Consider the following 16,216-nt stretch of genomic DNA (forward strand, 5'->3'; position numbering starts at 1 on the left):
TGACGGCATGACAGCAGAGCAGCACGCGCCCCAGGTGTGGCGCCGGCACAACGACTCGTCCCACCTCCGCGAACCCCGCGTCCTGATCCGGGTCTTCCTCGAACCGGACGGCCTGGACACCGCCGTCGCGTTCTACGAGCGCCTGCAGACGGTGACGGTCGACGCCAGGTTCACCTTCGGCGCCCTGCGGTTGGCGACCGTCGGCGCGTTCCTGCTCATCGCGGGCGGTGAGCAGGAGTTGGCGCCGTTCCGGGCCACCACCGGCACGCTGCTGGTGGACGACGTCCGGCCCTACTACGAGCGACTGCTCGCCGAGGGCGCGGAGATCGTCTTTCCGCTCCAGGAGGTGCCCACCGGTGCGGGCTTCAACGTCCGCCACCCCGACGGCACGGTGGTGGAGTACGTCCACCACCGCCCCACCGCCGCCGGCGACTGACCGGCCCCGGTCCGTCGGACCGGGGCCCGGGGCGGGTGGACGGCCGCTGCCGGGCGACCGCCCAGGGGGATTGCTACGCTCGGAGATGCCCTCTTCGCGGCACGGAATCCTGCGGTTTGGAATTCCGTCCCGCCACCACCACGGGAGCAGGAATGACCGGCAGCCCCGAGCCCACCAGTCCCGAGCCCATCAGCCCCGAGGCCCGCCAGGCCCTCGACCAGGAGCTCGCCCAGCTGCGCGTCGAGCGCGACGCGGTGGCGGCGACCTTGAAGGGGGCCGGGTCCGACACCGCCGGCGACCTGGCCGACCAGGCGGACGAACTGCAACGCGTCACCGAGGTCGCCCGCCTGGAGTCCCGGATAGCCGGGATCACCGCGCGACTGAGCGAGGCGGCCACGGCCGTCGCCGCCCCGTCCGACGTCGTCGGGGTGGGCAGCAGCGTCACGTTGCGGTTCGCCGACGGCACTCAGGAGACGGTCCAGATCGGCGAACTCGCCAATGAGTCGGAGGAGACCCTGGCGACCTACGACAGTCCGCTGGGCCATGCCCTGCTCGGCCACCGCACCGGTGACTCGGTCACCTACGACACCCCTGCGGGCCCGACCACGGCGGTGGTGCTGGGGATCGGCGCACCCTGAGCGGACCGGGGCCGGGTCGAGCGTGCCGCGGGACCGGACGGAGGGTCAGTTCGCCGTCGCGCTAGGGTGCGGGGGTGAGTCTTCATGTGGTTGTCGGATTCGGGCCCGCCGGGGCCGCCACCGCCCGGCTGCTGGCCGAGCGGGGTCATGCGGTGCGGGTGGTCACCACGTCGGGCCGGAGCCCGGAGCCGGGCATCGAGCACGTCACGGCGGACGCGGCGGACAGCGGGCGGCTGAGCGAGCTGTCCAAGGGGGCAACCGCGATCCACAGCTGCGCCGCGCCGCCCCTGCACCGCTGGGTACGTGAACTGCCGCCGCTGGCCGCCTCGGTCTGCGCGGCGGCCGAGGCGAGCGGCGCCGTCCTGGTCATGCTCGGCAACCTCTACGGCTACGGTCCGGTGCCGGGTCCGCTGACCGAGGAGCTGCCGCTCGCGGCCACCGGGCCCAAGGGCCGGGTGCGCGCCGCGCTGTGGGAGCGGGCGCGGGGCTTGCACGAGCAGGGCCGCATCCGGGCGGTCGAGGTCCGGGCCTCGGACTTCTTCGGGCCCGGTGTGACCGATCGCGGGCACCTGTCCGGCCGGGTCGTGCCGCGCGTGCTGCGCGGCAAGCCGGTCTCCGTGCTGGGGGACCCGGACGCCCCGCACAGCTGGACCTACCTCCCCGACGTGGCGAGCGCGATGGTCGAGGTCGCGGGCGAGGAGCGGGCCTGGGGCCGCGCCTGGCACGTGCCGACGGCGCCCGCGCTGTCCGGGCACGCGATGGTCGACCGCCTCGCCGACCGGGCCGGCACGGCGCCGGTCGCGGTGCGCGGGCTCTCGCCGGCGGTCCTGGGCGTCGCCTCGTTGTTCTCCCCGTTGATCCGTGAACTCAAGGAGACCCGCTACCAGTTCGACCGTCCGTTCGTGCTGGATTCGAGCGCCTACGAGGCCGAGTTCGCGGTGCGGGCCACTCCCGTGGGCGAGCAGGTCGGGGCGACGGTGGACTGGTGGCGCGAGCGGGTGGCCGTCGGCGGCTGACGAGCCCCGGCCCGGACGGGACGCTCCGGGCCTCCCCGGGCGCGGCGCGGGCGCGGGGCCGGGGCGGGCGCCCGGGTCGGGCCCCTGCTAGCATCCGCGCAGTCGCAGGCAAGATCGAACAAGGCGGGCACGGATGCGGGGCGGGAGAGACGAGCTCGACGGGGCCGGGCGGCGCCGTCGCCGGACCGTCGTCGCGGTGGCCGCGGGGGCGGGCGTCCTCACAGCGGTCGTCGTCGGTGGGCTGCTGCTGACGGGGTCGGACTCCCGCGACGCGGCGCCGGTGGGCTCGCAGGTCGGTCCGGAGGTCTCGCCCGACCCCACCGCCGATCCCGCGGTGTCGGGGACGGCGAGCCCCACGCCGTCCGGGACGACGCCTCCGGAACCGGCGCCGGACCCGTCACAGGCCGTGCCGTCCGCGTCCGTCCCGACGCCCGCCGCGCCGGCTCTCCCGACGCCCGCCGCCCCGACCTCCTCCGCCCCGCCGGTCGCCGCCTCACCGGCCGCGCGGAAGCCGGCGTCCGCCGTGCCGCGCACCCCCGCGATTCCCACCCCACCGCCCACCAAGGCCGTGCCGTCCGTGCCTCCCGTGCCGGCCGCGACCTCCATACCCTGGGGCCCGATCCCGCCGCGGCCGACTCCGACCCTGCCGGTGCCCCCCACCGCCTGCCCGCCCGGGCAGGCCGCCTCGTGGGACGGCTGCCACCCGCTGCCCCCGGCGATCACGTTCCCGCCGGTGACCCTGGCGCCCCAGCCGCCGTTCAAGCCGACCCCCTGACCCCGCGGGCCGGGGAGAGCGGCACCGGGCGTGCCGCGGCCGCCCCGCCGCCCCGTCCACCGGCCGACCGTTGCCGGGAGGGCCGGAGCGCTCGGCGGGCGACGGCGGACCGGCGGACGTAGGTTGCGGGCATGACCAGTGACGAGACGACGATCCCGGCCGTGGGGGCGCGCGGGCTGGACGCGGTGTTCGAGGCGATCGAGGCGGCCAACCGGTCGCCGCAACCCTGGACCGGCTTCGAGCACGGTGTGCTCGGTGCCTACCGGTGGGCCGCCGGCACCCAGCCGGGTGCCCCGGTGACCGCCGCCGCCCCGCTCGGGGCCTCCGGCGGACCCTGCCGGGCCCAGCTGCTCGCCGAATGCCAGGCGGCGGCCGTCCGGGTGAGCGAGGCACGGCGGGACGACGTCGACGCCGCCTACGCCCTCGGGGCCTACCAGGCGCTCGCCTGGCTCTGCGGCCACGAGGAGGACCGCCCCTGCTCCCGCCCGGAGTAGCCCGCGCGGGTCCGCGGGAGCACAGCCCCGGGCGGGGACCGGGACGGCTCAGTGCTTGAAGACGTCCTTGATCTTCTCTCCCGCCTGCTTGGCGTCGCCGCTCACCTGGTCGGCTTTGCCCTCCGCGGTCAGCCGCTCATTGCCGACCGCCTTGCCGACCGTCTCCTTGGCCTTGCCCTTCGCCTTCTGCGCGATGTTCTTGGCCTTGTCCTCGCCGCTCATGGTGATCTCCTTCGTGACGCTCGTCGCCGCCCGGTTCGGGGCGGTCCTGTGTCGCGTCTGCCCCGGTTCGGGCCTTTCATGCGGCGATCGCCCCAGCGGGTCGGCGAGCCGCCCGGACCGGGGTCAGGAGGCGTCCTGCTCCAGCTGCCCGGTCGCGGCGGCCCTTCGCGATCGGTGGACGCGCGGGCCCGGTCCTGGAGGGCCGGCAGGCCGATGCCCCGCCCTTGTCCTGGTGGGTCGCGTCGGCCCGGAACACCAGCAGCCCGGCGGAGCCCCTCGGCGAGTTCGCCGCACGGCAGCCCGGACCGCCAGGAGTCGCCGAGGACGGTCCGGACGCGGGTGTCCGTGCGCGGACCTGCGCAGTCGCGGTCGGGGTCGTCGCGTCCGAGCGTCCACCACAGCCCGGTGCCGACGCCGGCCGCCACCGCCAGGGCGGCGCCGCCGGCCGTGGTACGCCGGCCGGCGGGGAAGGCCGCCATCAGGCGTTGCCCCGGCCGAGGTAGCGGCCGGCGACGTCGTTGCCGCGCGCAGTGCCCCCGCCGTGTCCCACCCCTGGTGCGCCGTGGCCGCCGCGTTGGTCGACTCGTCCGCCAGGGCGCCGATGGTGGGGCTGTTCGTTGCCGTGCCGTTCAGGGCCGACTGCGCGCCCCGCATCGCCTGATCGTTCACGCTGAACTGCCGGTTGCCCGCCGGTGTGCCCATCCTCGACCGCTCCCGTACGACTCTCGCCCCGTGCGCCCGACCGGGCCGGTGAGCGTCGCGCCGCCGCGCAACTCCCTTGGCCCCCGGTGCCGCTGACCGTCACCGGACGCGCCGCGGCCCCCTGGCGCGCTGTCGGCGCGACCGTACTCGACGCTGGGCGTCCCGTCCCGGGAAAGCGGGTTCCTCGCCGGGGTACCGGCCGGGCCGGGGTGGCGCCCGGGTGCCCGGCGGACCGCGGGCCGGGCCGTTCGGGCAGCTCAGCGGGCCCGGGCCGGACCACGGGGCCCGGGTGTACAGGTTTCGTCATGATTCCGGGTCCGTCGGGGTGCCCGAACGGGCGAGGGCGGCCCGCAGGCCCGTTGCGCCCTCCGGGGAGTCCCGCTGCCCCGAATGGCCGACAGGGGCGAGCCGTCCGCCCGGCCACCGGCCCGTGCCCACGAGTCTGGTCCCCGGGGCCGGCTCGCGGCCGAGGACGGGAGACAGTCATGGCAACGCCTGTGGACGGGGACCGGCGGTCGCTGCCGCCGATCCTCCGGGGGCAGAAGGCCCTGGTGACCGGGGCGAACTCCGGCATCGGCCGGGCGACCGCGATCGCCCTGGGCCGGGCCGGCGCCGACGTGGTGGTGAACTACGTCTTCGGGCCGGAGGCCGCCGAGGAGGTGGTCGCGGAGATCAGGTCCTTCGGGGTACGGGCCTACGCCCACGAGGCCGACGTCTCCCAGGAGGACCAGGTCGTCGCGATGGTCGCCCGGATGGTCGCGGAGTTCGGCACGATCGACGTCATGGTGGCCAACGCCGGACTGCAACGGGACGCCGCCGTCACCGAGATGACCCTCGCCCAGTGGCAGAAGGTGCTCGACGTCAACCTCACCGGCCAGTTCCTGTGCGCCCGGGAGGCGGCGAAGGAGTTCGTCCGCCGCGGCGTCGTACCGGAGGTGTCCCGCTCGGCCGGGAAGATCGTCTGCATGAGTTCGGTCCACCAGATCATCCCCTGGGCGGGCCACGTCAACTACGCCTCCTCCAAGGGCGGCGTCCTGATGCTGATGCAGACCCTGGCACAGGAGCTCGCCCCCCGGGGGATCCGGGTGAACGCCGTCGCGCCCGGCGCGATCCGCACCCCGATCAACACGTCCGCCTGGGACACCCCCGAGGCCGAGGCGGACCTCCTGCGGCTGATCCCCTACCGCCGGGTCGGCGACCCGCGGGACATCGCCGAGGCGGTGACCGTCCTGGCGTCCGACCTGATGGACTACGTCGTCGGCACCACCCTGTACGTCGACGGCGGGATGACCCTCTTCCCCGGCTTCGCCACCGGAGGCTGACCGCACCGTGGAAGACCGCACCGTGGACCACCGCGGGGCCGGCCACCGGCCCGCGTGCCACCGCCTCCGCCACCTCGGACGGCGCGCCGACCGGGCCGGGCGCCCGCCGCGGAGGCCGGTATGAGCACGGCCGCGCACCTCCTCGCGGACACCCCCGCGCAGCTGCTCCCGGCCCGGGAACTGATGGCGTTCACCCTGGCCTCGCACATCACCCTGGTGCCGCTCGGCGTGGCGCTGCCGCTGATCACCCTGCTGATGCACTACCGGGGCCTGCGCCGGGCCGACCCGGTCGCGCTGCTGCTGGCCCGCCGGTGGTCCGCCGTGATGGCCGTCCAGTTCGCCGTCGGGATCGTCACCGGCACGGTGCTGTCCTTCGAGTTCGGGCTGCTCTGGCCCGGCCTGATGGGCCGCTGGGGGGACGTCTTCGGGCTCGGGTTCGGGGTCGAGGCCTGGGCCTTCTTCCTGGAGGCGATCCTGATCGCGATCTACCTGTACGGCTGGCGCCGGCTGAAGCCGTGGACGCACTTCTGGCTCGGCGTACCGCTGCCGCTGGCGGCCCTGATGGGCGCGTTCGGCATCATCGCCGCGAACTCCTGGATGAACACCCCGCAGGGGTTCACCCTGGACGCGAACGGCAGGCCGGTGGACGTCGGCGTCCAACAGGCGATCTTCACACCGATGTTCGGCCCGCAGTACTGGCACTTCGCCGTCGCGATGTTCCTCACGGCGGGCTACGTGGTGGCCGGGGTCTACGCGGTCGGCTGGCTCCGCGGCCGCCGTGACCGCTACCACCGCCTCGGCTTCACCGTGCCGTTCACCGTCGCGGCCGTCCTCACCCCCGTCCAGTTCGTGCTCGGCGACAACATCGCCCGGCAGGTCTTCCAGAAGCAGCCGGTCAAGTTCGCCGCCACCGAGCTGGTCTGGAACACCGGCACCCGGGTGCCCGAGTACCTGTTCGGCCGGCTCCAGGAGGACGGCACCGTCAAGGGCGGCCTCAAGATCCCCCAACTCGACTCCGTCCTTGCCGGGTTCAGTCCCGACACCCAGGTCACCGGGCTCAGCTCGGTGCCGGCCGACTCCCGCCCCACGGCGCTCCAGGCGACCATCGCGCACTGGGCCTTCGACATCATGGCGACCGTCGGCAGCGTCCTGATCCTGCTCGCCCTCTGGTACGCCTGGTGCTGGTGGCGGCGCCGTGACCTCCCGAGGTCCCGCTGGTTCTTCCGCTCCGCGGCCCTCGCCGGCGTCGCCAGCGTGGTGACGGTGGAATGCGGCTGGATCACCACCGAGGTCGGCCGGCAGCCCTGGATCGTCTACGGGAACATGCGGGTCTCCGAGGCGGTGACCCCCACCGGCGCCGCCTCGCTGTGGACCATGTTCGGCATCGTCGTCACCGTCTACGTCCTCGTCTTCGGGGCGTTCCTCACGGTCGTCCTGAAGATGCGCACCCGCTGGCGCCTCGCCGACTCCGGCAGCGGGGCGGCCGCGGCGGACCCGGAGGCCGACACCCCCTACGGCCCGCGTCCGGAGCAGCCCGCCGGCGCGCCGGGCCCGCGGAGCGCCCCGGGCGGCGACCGGTGACCGCGACCGTCGTCGCCTGGATCCTGCTGGTGGCGATCGCCGCCTACGCCGGCGGCGGCGGCGTGGACTACGGCGCCGGATTCTGGGACCTGCTGGCCGGCGGCGCCGAACGCGGCGCCCGCCCGCGCCGGCTGATCGACCACGCCATGGCACCCGTCTGGGAGGTCAACAACGTCTGGCTGGTCTTCGTGCTCGTGGTGATGTGGACCGGCTTCCCGGTGTTCTTCCAGACCGTGTTCACCGCCCTGTGGCTCCCGCTGGCGCTGGCCGCCGTCGGCATGGTCCTGCGCGGCGCCGGCTTCGCGCTGCGCAAGCCCACCCGCCGCCTCGCCGAACGGCGGGTCTACGGCGCCGTCTTCGCCGTCGCCTCGCTGCTCACGCCGTTCTTCCTGGGCACCGCCCTCGGCGGGGTGGCCTCCGGGCGGGTCGCGCCCGGCACCACCGCCTCCGCCGACGCGTGGGCCAACACCACCTCGATCATGGCCGGACTGCTCGCCGTCGCGGCCACCGCCTTCCTGGGCGCGGTGTTCCTCACCGTGGACGCCCGCCGCTTCGGCGCCCACGACCTGGTCGGCTACTTCCGGCTCCGGGCCCGGATCGGCGCCGCCGCCCTGGTCGTCCTCGGCGTGATCGGGCTGACCGTGACCGACCCGCACGCCTCCTACGTCCACCACGGGCTCACCCACGGCGCCGGACTCGTCCTGGGGCTCCTCGCGGCGGCGGCGCTGGCCGTCACCGTGTGGCTGGTCGCCGGCCCGGCCGCCGGGTGGGCCCGCTACACCGCGGTGGCCGTGGTCGTCCTGCTGGTCGCCGCCTGGGGCGCGGCCCAGCGGCCCTACCTGGTGCCCACCTCGCTCACCGTCCAGCAGGCCGCGGGGGCGAGCGCGCCGCTGCGGTGGATGCTGATCGTCGCGGCCGTGTCACTCGTGCTGATCGGCCCGGCGCTGGTCGTGCTGTACCGCCTCGACACGCACGGCGTGCTGGAACCCCTGACCGACGAGGACGTCTCCCGCTGACCGGCCCGCTGCTCGGCCGCCCCCGGGCCGACCGGCGCGACCGACCCGGAGCACGGCACCCGAGGAGCGATCACGATGACGTCGACGCAGATCCTGCTGGGCCTCGCACTGATCACGGCCCTGGCCGTCGGTTCCCAGCTGCTGGCGAGCCTGCTGCGGGTGCCGGCGATCCTCCTGCTGCTGCCGGCCGGGTTCACCGCGGGCGCGCTGACCGACGACGTCAACCCCGAGAAGCTGCTGGGCCCGGCGTTCTCGCCGCTGGTCTCGCTCGCCGTGGCGGTGATCCTCTACGACGCCGGGCTCGGACTGGACCTGCGCCGGCTCACGGGCCACACCCGCAGGGTCGTCGTCCGGCTGATCTGGCTCGGGGCCCTGGTCACCTGGGGGGCGGCGGCGCTGCTCGCCGTCCCCGTCGTCGGCCTGCCGCTGAGCGCGGCGGTGATGCTGGGCGCCATCCTCGTGGTCAGCGGCCCGACCGTGGTGGGGCCGCTGCTCGGCTTCGTCCGCCCGGGCGAACGCCTGCAGCGCATCCTGGTCTGGGAGGGCACGCTGATCGACCCGCTCGGCGGCATCCTCGGGGCACTCGTCTTCCACGCCGTCCTCGCCGGCGAACAGCACGGCCCGGCCGGTCAACTGGGCAAGTTCCTGGGCAGTACGGCGGTCGGCCTGGCAGGCGGCGCCGTCGGGGCGGCGGTGCTGCGGCTGCTGCTGCGCCACCTCGACCTCGGCGAGGTGCTCGGCACCACGGTGCAGCTGGCCGCCGTGGTCTCGGTCGCGGCGCTCTGCGACGCCTTCCGCGACGACACCGGCCTGATCGCCGCCGTCGTGATGGGCCTGGCCCTGGCCAACCTGCCGGGCCTGGACCTCTCGGCCCGTCGGCCCTTCTTCGAGACCCTGGTCTCGCTGACCATCGGCCTGCTGTTCATCACCATCTCGGCCACCGTCACCCCGCAGTCGCTGCGGCACGTGGCGCTGCCCGCCCTCGGCCTGGTCGCCCTCCTCGTCCTGGTGGTCCGGCCCCTGGTGGCGCTGCTCTCCACCGCCCACACCGAGATCTCCTACCCGGAACGCTGGTTCATCGGCTGGATGGCGCCGCGCGGCATCGTCGCCGCGGCCACCGCCTCCACCTTCTCCACCGCCCTGGTCGGGGCCGGCGTCGACGGCGCCCAGGACATCCTCCCGGTCACCTTCGTGGTGATCGTCGCCACCGTCATGGTCTACGGCCTGACCGCCCTCCCCGTCGCCCGCCTCCTGGACGTCCGCCGTTCGGCGCGCTCGCGGCCGCTGCTGGTCGGCGGCGAACCGTGGGTGGTGGAGCTGGGCCGCGCCCTGCGCGCGGCCGGCCTGGACGTGCTCATGTGGGCGGGGTTGGACCGGCAGCGCCGGAGCATCGCCGACGCCGGCCTCGCACTGGCCCCCGGTGAACTGCTCGCCGCCGCCACCGGGGCCGGAGCGGAGCTGGAGGGCATCACCGACGTCCTGCTGCTCACCGACGAGGACGACTTCAACGCGCTCGCGGCGGTGACCCTCAAGGAGACGGTGGAGGGCCCTGTCCACCGCCTGGAGCCGCCCACCCGCAGCCACGGCGTGGTCGCGCCGTACACGGACGGCGCGGCGCTGTTCGGTCCCGGCCTGAACCGGCCGGAGCTGGCCAGCCGGTTCGCGGGGGGTGCCCGGATCATCACCCACCGGGTCGACGGCGCGATCCCGGCCGGGCACGACGTGCTGTTCCTGGTCCGGCCGGACGGGCGGCTCGCCGCCGTCACCGGGTCGGCCGCCCCGCCGCCGGGCCACGGCGACATCGCCGTGCTGCTGACGCCGTCGGCCGGGCCCGCGGGGTAGGCCCCGGCCGGTGCGACGCACGGGTGGGCCCGGGCCCGCCCGTGCCGGGTCAGCCGCGCTGCCGGTCCAGCGCCTGGTCCAGGGTGTTGGCCGCCATGATGAGCGACAGGTGCGTGAACGCCTGGGGGAAGTTGCCGAGTTGCTCGCCGCTCGGCCCGACCTCCTCGGCGAACAGGCCGACGTGGTTGGCGTAGGTGTGCATCTTCTCGAAGGTGTACCGGGCGGGCCGCAGCCGGTTGGCCCGGGCCAGCGCGTCCACGTAGAGGAAGGTGCAGAGGCTGAAGGTGCCCTCGGAGCCGCGCAGGCCGTCGGGGGAGGCGGCCGGGTCGTAGCGGTAGACCAGACTGTCGGACACCAGGGTGCGGTCCATCGCGTCCAGGGTGGTGAGCCAGGACGGGTCCCGGGGGGCCACGAACCCGACGCGGGGCATCAGCAGCAGCGAGGCGTCCAGGACGGGGGCGCCGCCGTAGTGCTGCACGTAGGCCTGCGACTTCTCGTGCCAGCCGCGCTCCATGACCTGCTCCAGGATGGCGTCGCGGGTCCTCGTCCAGCTCTCGGTGTGGGCCGGGCGGCGGAAGTCGGCGGCCAGCCGCAGACCGCGGTCGAAGGCGGCCCAGCACATCACCCGGCTGTAGGTGAAGTCCTGGCGGCCGCCGCGGGTCTCCCAGATGCCCTCGTCCGGCCGGTCCCAGGAGTCGGCCAGCCAGTCCAGCATCCGGGACAGCATCTTCCAGCCCCGGTAGCCGGCCTGGATGGCGATCTCGCGGCCCTCCGAGAGCGCGTACATCGCCTCGCCGTAGATGTCGAGCTGCAGTTGGTCGGAGGCCGCGTTGCCCAGCCGCACGGGCGCGGAACCGCGGTAGCCCTCCAGATGACCGAGGATCTCCTCGGTCAGGATCGGCTCGCCGTCGACCCGGTACATGATCTGGAGCGGTTCACGGTTCCGCGCGGCCCGTTCGGGTGCCTCGCGCACGCGGTCGCCGAGCCAGTGCATGAAGGCGGTGGCCTCCTCGGCGAAGCCGAGGTCGAGCAGCGCCCGCACGGAGAGCGAGCCGTCCCGCACCCAGGTGTAGCGGTAGTCCCAGTTGCGTTCGCCGCCGACCTGTTCGGGCAGGCCCATGGTGGCCGCGGCCACCGGCGCTCCGGTGGGGGCGTACGTCAGCAGCTTGAGGGTGATCGCGGAGCGGTTCACCATGTCGGGCCAGCGGCCCCGGTAGTTGGAGCCGTGCACCCAGTGCTGCCAGAACTCGGCGGCGTCCCAGAGGCCCTGGGTGATCCCGTCGAGGGTGGGCGGCGGCGGTGCCTCACCGCCGGGGTCGCAGACGGTGAGGACGACGGCCGCCGCCTCGCCGACGTTCAGCGTCACGGAGCCCCGCAGGTCGTCGCCGTCCCGCTCCACGGGGAAGGTGCTCCGGACGTAGGCACTGACGCCCGGGGCCCGGAAGACGGCGAGGTCGGGCCGCAGGTCGAGGTCGTGGTCGGCCCGGCCGTAGTCGAACCGCGGGCGGCACTCCATGTCGAAGCGGACGGTGCCCCGGACGGTCCGGACCGTCCGGACGACGGTGTGCCGGTCGGTCGGGGTGCCGCCGGTGTTCGGTGGCATCCAGTCGATCAGCTCGCCCACCCCGTCGGGCGACATGAACCGGGTCACCAGGAGCGCCGTGTCCGGGTAGTACAGCTGTTTGCAGGCCACGTCCGGGTCGCTCGGCGCGAGCCGGAAGTAGCCGCCGCGGTCGTGGTCCAGCAGGGCCGCGAAGATGCTGGGGGAGTCGAAGCGCGGAGCGGCGAACCAGTCCACGACGCCCTGCGAGGTCACCAGTGCGGCGGTCTGCAGGTCGCCGATGAGGCCGTGCTCGGCGATGGGCGGGTAGCGATCCATGGGAGTCCCCGGGTCGGAATGGTCCTTCGCCCCCACTATCGACCCGGGGTGCCGGATTCGCCCGTTCGGGCGGCGGGGGCGGCGGGGCGGTACCCCGGCGGCCAGGGGCCCGCTGCGGAGCGTTGCCGCCGTGGAACGGTCCGGATGCGGGATCCTGCCAGGGTCGGCGGCCGGTCGGGACGCCGGATCCCGTGGAGGTGCAGGGGTGGACATGCTCCATGTCCGGATGGTGAGCCCGCCGGACCTCACCGACCGGATCGTCGCGCTCCTCACCGGCGATCCCGCCGTGCTCAACCTGATCGTGCAACCGGGCCGGGCGCGCCACCCGGACGGCGACGCGATCGTCTGCGACGTGCTGACCGGGGCGGCGAACGACGTGCTGCGGGCCCTGCGCGCGGTGCACCTGGACCGCCGGGGCTCCATCGTCATCGAGCCGGTGGACATGGCCTTCGTCGGCGGCGCGGCCGAGGCCGGGGCGCGCGGGCTCGGCGCCCTCGCGCACGTGCCCGTCTGGGACGAGGTGGAGGCGCGGATCCGGGCGGTCGGGACGTACGCGCCCAGCTTCTACCTCTACCTGGTCGTGGCCGGCCTCATCGGCGCGGTCGGGATCGTCACCAACTCCCAGATCCTCATCGTCGCGGCCATGGTGGTCGGCCCCGAGTACGGGGCGATCGTGGGCGTCGCGCTGGGCATCGACCAGCGGGACGGCCGGCGGATCCGGACGGGCCTGACCGCCCTCTGCGCGGGCTTCCTCCTGGCCATCGCCGTCACCTTCGTCTTCGCCCTGCTGATCCGCGGTCTCGGCCTGGAGTCGGCGGCGTTCCGCGAGGGCGTGCGGCCGGTCTCCGAGCTGATCGACACCCCGGACTTCTTCTCGTTCGCCGTGGCGGCGCTGGCCGGTGTGGTCGGCATCGTCTCGCTCACCGAGGCGCGGACGAGTGCCCTGCTGGGCGTCTTCATCTCGGTCACCACGATTCCGGCGGCGGCGGACATCGCGGTGTCCGTCGCCTTCGCCGCCTGGCGGTCGGCCTGGGGGTCGCTCCTCCAACTGCTGGTCAACATCGTGGTGTTGATCGTGGTGGGGACGGTCACGCTCCGCGCGCAGCGGGAGATCTGGCGCCGGGTCGGCCGCCGCGGGGCTGGCGCCCCGGTGGCCGGGGCCGGCGGGTGAGGAGCCGGGCGGGCTGCCCGGCCGGCGGGGTCCGGCGGCGCGGACGACGGCCCTGTGGTCGTCGTCACGGGTACCCCGCCGCCGCCCGGGTACCCCCGGGGGTATATTTGCCGGTATCCGGCCGACGGGCCCGCCCCGGCGCCCGCATCCGGCCACCCGCCCCCACAGACCTCGGAGAGACGACATGGACCAGGACGACCTCGGCATCACCGTCACGCTCGACGCCCCCTTCGCGGAGACCGTCGACCGCGTGCGCGCGGCCCTCGCGGAACAGGGCTTCGGCGTCCTGACCGAGATCGACGTACGGGCCACCCTGCGGGCCAAGCTCGGCGAGGAACTGGAGGACTACCTCATCCTGGGTGCCTGCAACCCGCCGCTGGCCCACCGGGCGCTCGAAGCGGACCGCCGGATCGGCCTGCTGCTGCCCTGCAACGTCGTCGTCCGCCGTGCGGACGGCAGGTCCGTGGTCGAGGCGATGGACCCGGATCTGATGGTCCGCTTCACGGGGCGGCCCGAGCTCGCGGCGGTGGCCGCCGAGGCCGGTACCCGGTTGCGCGCGGCGCTCGCCGCGCTCCGGGACTGACCAACGCCCTCCGGGACTGACCAACGCCCTCCGGGACTGACCAACGCCCTCCGGGACTGACCAACGCCCTCCGGGGCCGACCAGCCCCTCCCGGGACCGTCCAGCCCCTCCCGGGGCCCGCCCCGCTCCCACTCTCGGCGCGGCCAGGACCTCGGCTGCCCTCCGCTATACCCCCCTCCGTATTTCAGCCGGGCCGGGCCGAACCCGACCCACCCCCGCTCGTTCTGCCCAGGAGCCACCGTGAACCGCCCCGCCGCCCTGACCGACCACTCCGCCGCCCCGCCCGACAGCCCTCCCGCCCCGCCCGCCGGGCCACCGGCCCGCCCCGGTCTGCTCGGCCGCCTCGGGGTCTGGTCGGTCCGGCACTTCAAGGCCGTCCTGGCCGGCTGGCTGGTGATCGTCGCAGGCCTCGGCGCGTTCGCCCCGCAGGCGACCACCGCCCTGTCCGGAGCCGGCTGGCAGGCCAACGGCTCGGACTCGGTGCAGGTGCGGCAGCTGGCCCAGCGGCACTTCGCCGGCAACGCCTCCTCCGCGCTGCAGATCGTGGTGAGCGCCGACCGCCCGGTCTCCGACCCGGCGGTGCAGCGGGTCCTCGGCGCGGCCGGCGCCCTCGCCGCCGCCGATCCGAGGGTCTCCGAGGTCGTCGCCCCGCAGCCCGGCGCCACCCTCAGCGAGGACGGCCGCACCGCGATCCTGCTGGCCGGCGCCAAGGCCGACCCGGACGAGATGGTCCGCGCCGCCGACGACCTGAAGGGCCCGCTCGCCGCGCTCTCCGGTGACGGCATCGAGGTCCACGCCACCGGGGCCTCCGTGCTGTGGAGCGACTTCAACACCGCCAACCACGACGCGATGATGAAGTCCGAGATCATGTCCTGGCCGGTCACCCTGGCCATCCTGGTGCTGGCCTTCGGGTCGCTGGTCGCGGCCGGACTCCCCCTGCTGCTCACCCTCGCGGGCCTGGCCGCCTCGGCCGGCTCGCTGGTCCTGATCAGCCACCTGTTCCCGGTCTCCGTCTGGGCGATGAACTTCGCGATGATGTTCGCCCTCGCCCTGGGCATCGACTACGCCCTGTTCCTGGTGGTCCGCTTCCGGGCCGCCCGCGCGGGCCGGGCCGCCACCGGCGGTTCCCGGGACAGTGCCGCGGCGGTGGCCGAGACCATGGACACCGCCGGCAAGGCCGTCCTGCTCTCCGGCGCCACCGTGCTGGTCAGCCTCTCCGCCGTGCTGCTGGTGCCCGCTCCGGCGTTCCGGTCGATGGCCGGCGGCATCATGCTCGCCGTCCTGTTCGTCCTCGCCGCCACGCTCACCCTGCTGCCCGCCGTCCTCGGCAGGCTCGGCCACCGCGTCGACGCGGTGGCCCTGCCGCGGGCGAAGTCCGGCGGGACCGGCTCGGCCCGGTTCGCCGCCTGGGGTGAGCGCCTCTGGGCCCACCCCGTCCGCTACGGGGCCGTCGCCCTGGCCGTGCTGCTGGCGCTGGCCGCGCCGGTGATCGGCCTGCGGACCGCGATGCCCTCGATCACCGTCGTCCCCGGAGACGACAGCTCCCGCGCCGGGTACGCCGCCGTCCAGCGGGCCTTCGGCCCCGGCGCGCCCGGCACCCTGCAGATCCTCACCCCGACCGGCCAGGCCGAGGCGGTCGGCGCGCGGCTCGCCGGGACCCAGGGGATCGCCGGCGTGCTGCCCGCCCAGGCCGCCGCCGACGGCTCCGGCTGGTCGATGATCCAGGCCGTTCCCACCGTCGACCCCTCCGATCCGGAGCTGGGCCGCACCGTGGACACCCTGCGCGCCGAACTCCCGGCCGACACCCTGGTGGGCGGCGCGGCGGTGGAGAACCTCGACCTGCAGCACCTGCTCACCGAGCGGACCCCGTTGGTCATCGGGGTGGTGATGGTGCTGGGCTTCCTGCTGCTGCTGGTCGCCCTGCGCGCCCCGCTGATCTCCGCGCTGGGCACGCTGGCCAGCCTGCTCTCCACCGGTGCGGCCTTCGGGGTCGCCCGGCTGGTCTTCCAGGACGGTCACGGCGCCGGCCTGCTCGGCTTCCGGTCACAGGGGTTCCTGGACGGGTGGGCACCGGTGTTCTTCTTCGCGATGATCTTCGCGATCGCGATGGACTACACGGTGTTCCTGCTCGCCTCCGCCAAGGAGCACTACGAACGCTCCGGGGACCCGCGCGAGGCCATGGTCGGCGCACTCGCCCACTCGGGCCGGGTCGTCCTCTCGGCCGCCGCCGTGATGGTCGCCGTCTTCTTCACCTTCGCCCTGTCCGGGCCGCTGCCCCCGAAGGAGATGGGCGTCGTGCTCGGCGTCGCCGTGATGCTCGACGCGGCCCTGGTCCGCCTGGTCCTGCTGCCGGTGCTGCTCCGTCTGACCGGCCGCGCGGCCTGGCACACCCCCGCCCGGCTGGACAAGGTCCTCCCGAGGATCCCGTTCTCCCACGGGTGACACACCGTCGGGGGGGGGGGGGGGGGGGGCGCCCCCCCCCCCCCCGGGGCGGCCCCCGGGACCGGGGGCGCCGAGCGCGGCGGCGCCCCGGACGGGG

14 protein-coding genes are annotated in these 16,216 nt (G+C 74.9%); 12 read left to right on the top strand and 2 right to left on the bottom strand.

The window, feature by feature from the left end:
* Positions 1-7: 7 nt before the first annotated feature.
* The 5 genes from ACFXHB_RS34045 (at position 8) to ACFXHB_RS34065 (ending at position 3,359) form a co-directional block, all read left to right on the top strand.
* A complete protein-coding gene (locus ACFXHB_RS34045; RefSeq protein ID WP_380578973.1) occupies positions 8-436 on the top strand; it encodes a VOC family protein in 429 nt (142 codons plus the stop codon).
* A 152-nt stretch (positions 437-588) separates the two neighbouring features.
* Positions 589-1,074: a GreA/GreB family elongation factor gene (locus ACFXHB_RS34050; protein WP_380578975.1), complete on the top strand. Its 486-nt coding sequence runs from the start codon at positions 589-591 to the stop codon at positions 1,072-1,074.
* A gap of 74 nt (positions 1,075-1,148) precedes the next feature.
* On the top strand, positions 1,149-2,090 hold the full coding sequence (locus ACFXHB_RS34055) for an NAD-dependent epimerase/dehydratase family protein (protein ID WP_380578977.1): 942 nt from the start codon (positions 1,149-1,151) through the stop codon (positions 2,088-2,090).
* Positions 2,091-2,223: 133 nt separating this feature from the next.
* A complete protein-coding gene (locus tag ACFXHB_RS34060; protein ID WP_380578979.1) occupies positions 2,224-2,865 on the top strand; it encodes a hypothetical protein in 642 nt (213 codons plus the stop codon).
* 131 nt (positions 2,866-2,996) lie between these two features.
* Entirely contained in the window at positions 2,997-3,359 is a 363-nt protein-coding gene (locus ACFXHB_RS34065; protein WP_380578980.1) for a hypothetical protein, read from the top strand.
* Between the two features lie 48 nt (positions 3,360-3,407).
* Here ACFXHB_RS34065 and ACFXHB_RS34070 read toward each other — a convergent pair whose 3' ends face one another.
* The gene (locus ACFXHB_RS34070) at positions 3,408-3,581 is read right to left on the bottom strand and encodes a CsbD family protein (RefSeq protein WP_380578981.1); all 174 of its coding nucleotides are present in this window, start codon (positions 3,579-3,581) and stop codon (positions 3,408-3,410) included.
* 1,187 nt (positions 3,582-4,768) lie between these two features.
* Here ACFXHB_RS34070 and ACFXHB_RS34075 point away from each other — a divergent pair.
* The 4 genes from ACFXHB_RS34075 (at position 4,769) to ACFXHB_RS34090 (ending at position 10,044) form a co-directional block, all read left to right on the top strand.
* Positions 4,769-5,605 (top strand): SDR family oxidoreductase, encoded by an 837-nt coding sequence (locus tag ACFXHB_RS34075; protein WP_380578983.1) that lies wholly within the window; start codon positions 4,769-4,771, stop codon positions 5,603-5,605.
* A 120-nt stretch (positions 5,606-5,725) separates the two neighbouring features.
* A complete protein-coding gene (locus ACFXHB_RS34080; RefSeq protein WP_380578985.1) occupies positions 5,726-7,186 on the top strand; it encodes a cytochrome ubiquinol oxidase subunit I in 1,461 nt (486 codons plus the stop codon).
* Positions 7,183-8,202 carry a cytochrome d ubiquinol oxidase subunit II gene (locus ACFXHB_RS34085; RefSeq protein WP_380578988.1) on the top strand — a complete coding sequence of 340 codons (1,020 nt, stop codon included), beginning with the start codon at positions 7,183-7,185 and terminating at the stop codon, positions 8,200-8,202. Before ACFXHB_RS34080 ends, ACFXHB_RS34085 begins: the two co-directional genes overlap by 4 nt.
* 75 nt (positions 8,203-8,277) lie before the next feature.
* On the top strand, positions 8,278-10,044 hold the full coding sequence (locus ACFXHB_RS34090) for a cation:proton antiporter (RefSeq protein ID WP_380578990.1): 1,767 nt from the start codon (positions 8,278-8,280) through the stop codon (positions 10,042-10,044).
* A gap of 49 nt (positions 10,045-10,093) precedes the next feature.
* Here the strand turns inward: ACFXHB_RS34090 and ACFXHB_RS34095 are convergent, their stop codons facing one another.
* A complete protein-coding gene (locus ACFXHB_RS34095) occupies positions 10,094-11,923 on the bottom strand; it encodes a glycoside hydrolase family 15 protein (RefSeq protein ID WP_380578992.1) in 1,830 nt (609 codons plus the stop codon).
* 205 nt (positions 11,924-12,128) lie between these two features.
* Here ACFXHB_RS34095 and ACFXHB_RS34100 point away from each other — a divergent pair, with 205 nt between their 5' ends.
* From ACFXHB_RS34100 to ACFXHB_RS34110, 3 genes are all read left to right on the top strand, one after another.
* Positions 12,129-13,094 (top strand): DUF389 domain-containing protein, encoded by a 966-nt coding sequence (locus tag ACFXHB_RS34100; protein ID WP_380578994.1) that lies wholly within the window; start codon positions 12,129-12,131, stop codon positions 13,092-13,094.
* Positions 13,095-13,278: 184 nt separating this feature from the next.
* The gene (locus ACFXHB_RS34105) at positions 13,279-13,677 is read left to right on the top strand and encodes a DUF302 domain-containing protein (protein ID WP_380578996.1); all 399 of its coding nucleotides are present in this window, start codon (positions 13,279-13,281) and stop codon (positions 13,675-13,677) included.
* Positions 13,678-13,917: 240 nt separating this feature from the next.
* Positions 13,918-16,119 carry an MMPL family transporter gene (locus ACFXHB_RS34110; protein WP_380578998.1) on the top strand — a complete coding sequence of 734 codons (2,202 nt, stop codon included), beginning with the start codon at positions 13,918-13,920 and terminating at the stop codon, positions 16,117-16,119.
* The last annotated feature ends 97 nt before the right edge of the window (positions 16,120-16,216 follow it).

The organism is Kitasatospora sp. NPDC059327 (assembly GCF_042752535.1).
Taxonomy (GTDB): Bacteria; Actinomycetota; Actinomycetes; order Streptomycetales; family Streptomycetaceae; genus Kitasatospora.

What these genes read in the sequence shown, in the direction of transcription:
- ACFXHB_RS34090 (WP_380578990.1), top strand. Translation starts at nt 8,278, where the DNA reads ATGACGTCGACGCAGATCCTGCTGGGCCTCGCACTGATCACGGCCCTG.
- ACFXHB_RS34095 (WP_380578992.1), bottom strand. Translation starts at nt 11,923, where the DNA reads ATGGATCGCTACCCGCCCATCGCCGAGCACGGCCTCATCGGCGACCTG.
- ACFXHB_RS34075 (WP_380578983.1), top strand. Translation starts at nt 4,769, where the DNA reads ATGGCAACGCCTGTGGACGGGGACCGGCGGTCGCTGCCGCCGATCCTC.
- ACFXHB_RS34050 (WP_380578975.1), top strand. Translation starts at nt 589, where the DNA reads ATGACCGGCAGCCCCGAGCCCACCAGTCCCGAGCCCATCAGCCCCGAG.
- ACFXHB_RS34070 (WP_380578981.1), bottom strand. Translation starts at nt 3,581, where the DNA reads ATGAGCGGCGAGGACAAGGCCAAGAACATCGCGCAGAAGGCGAAGGGC.
- ACFXHB_RS34105 (WP_380578996.1), top strand. Translation starts at nt 13,279, where the DNA reads ATGGACCAGGACGACCTCGGCATCACCGTCACGCTCGACGCCCCCTTC.
- ACFXHB_RS34065 (WP_380578980.1), top strand. Translation starts at nt 2,997, where the DNA reads ATGACCAGTGACGAGACGACGATCCCGGCCGTGGGGGCGCGCGGGCTG.
- ACFXHB_RS34080 (WP_380578985.1), top strand. Translation starts at nt 5,726, where the DNA reads ATGAGCACGGCCGCGCACCTCCTCGCGGACACCCCCGCGCAGCTGCTC.
- ACFXHB_RS34060 (WP_380578979.1), top strand. Translation starts at nt 2,224, where the DNA reads ATGCGGGGCGGGAGAGACGAGCTCGACGGGGCCGGGCGGCGCCGTCGC.
- ACFXHB_RS34045 (WP_380578973.1), top strand. Translation starts at nt 8, where the DNA reads ATGACAGCAGAGCAGCACGCGCCCCAGGTGTGGCGCCGGCACAACGAC.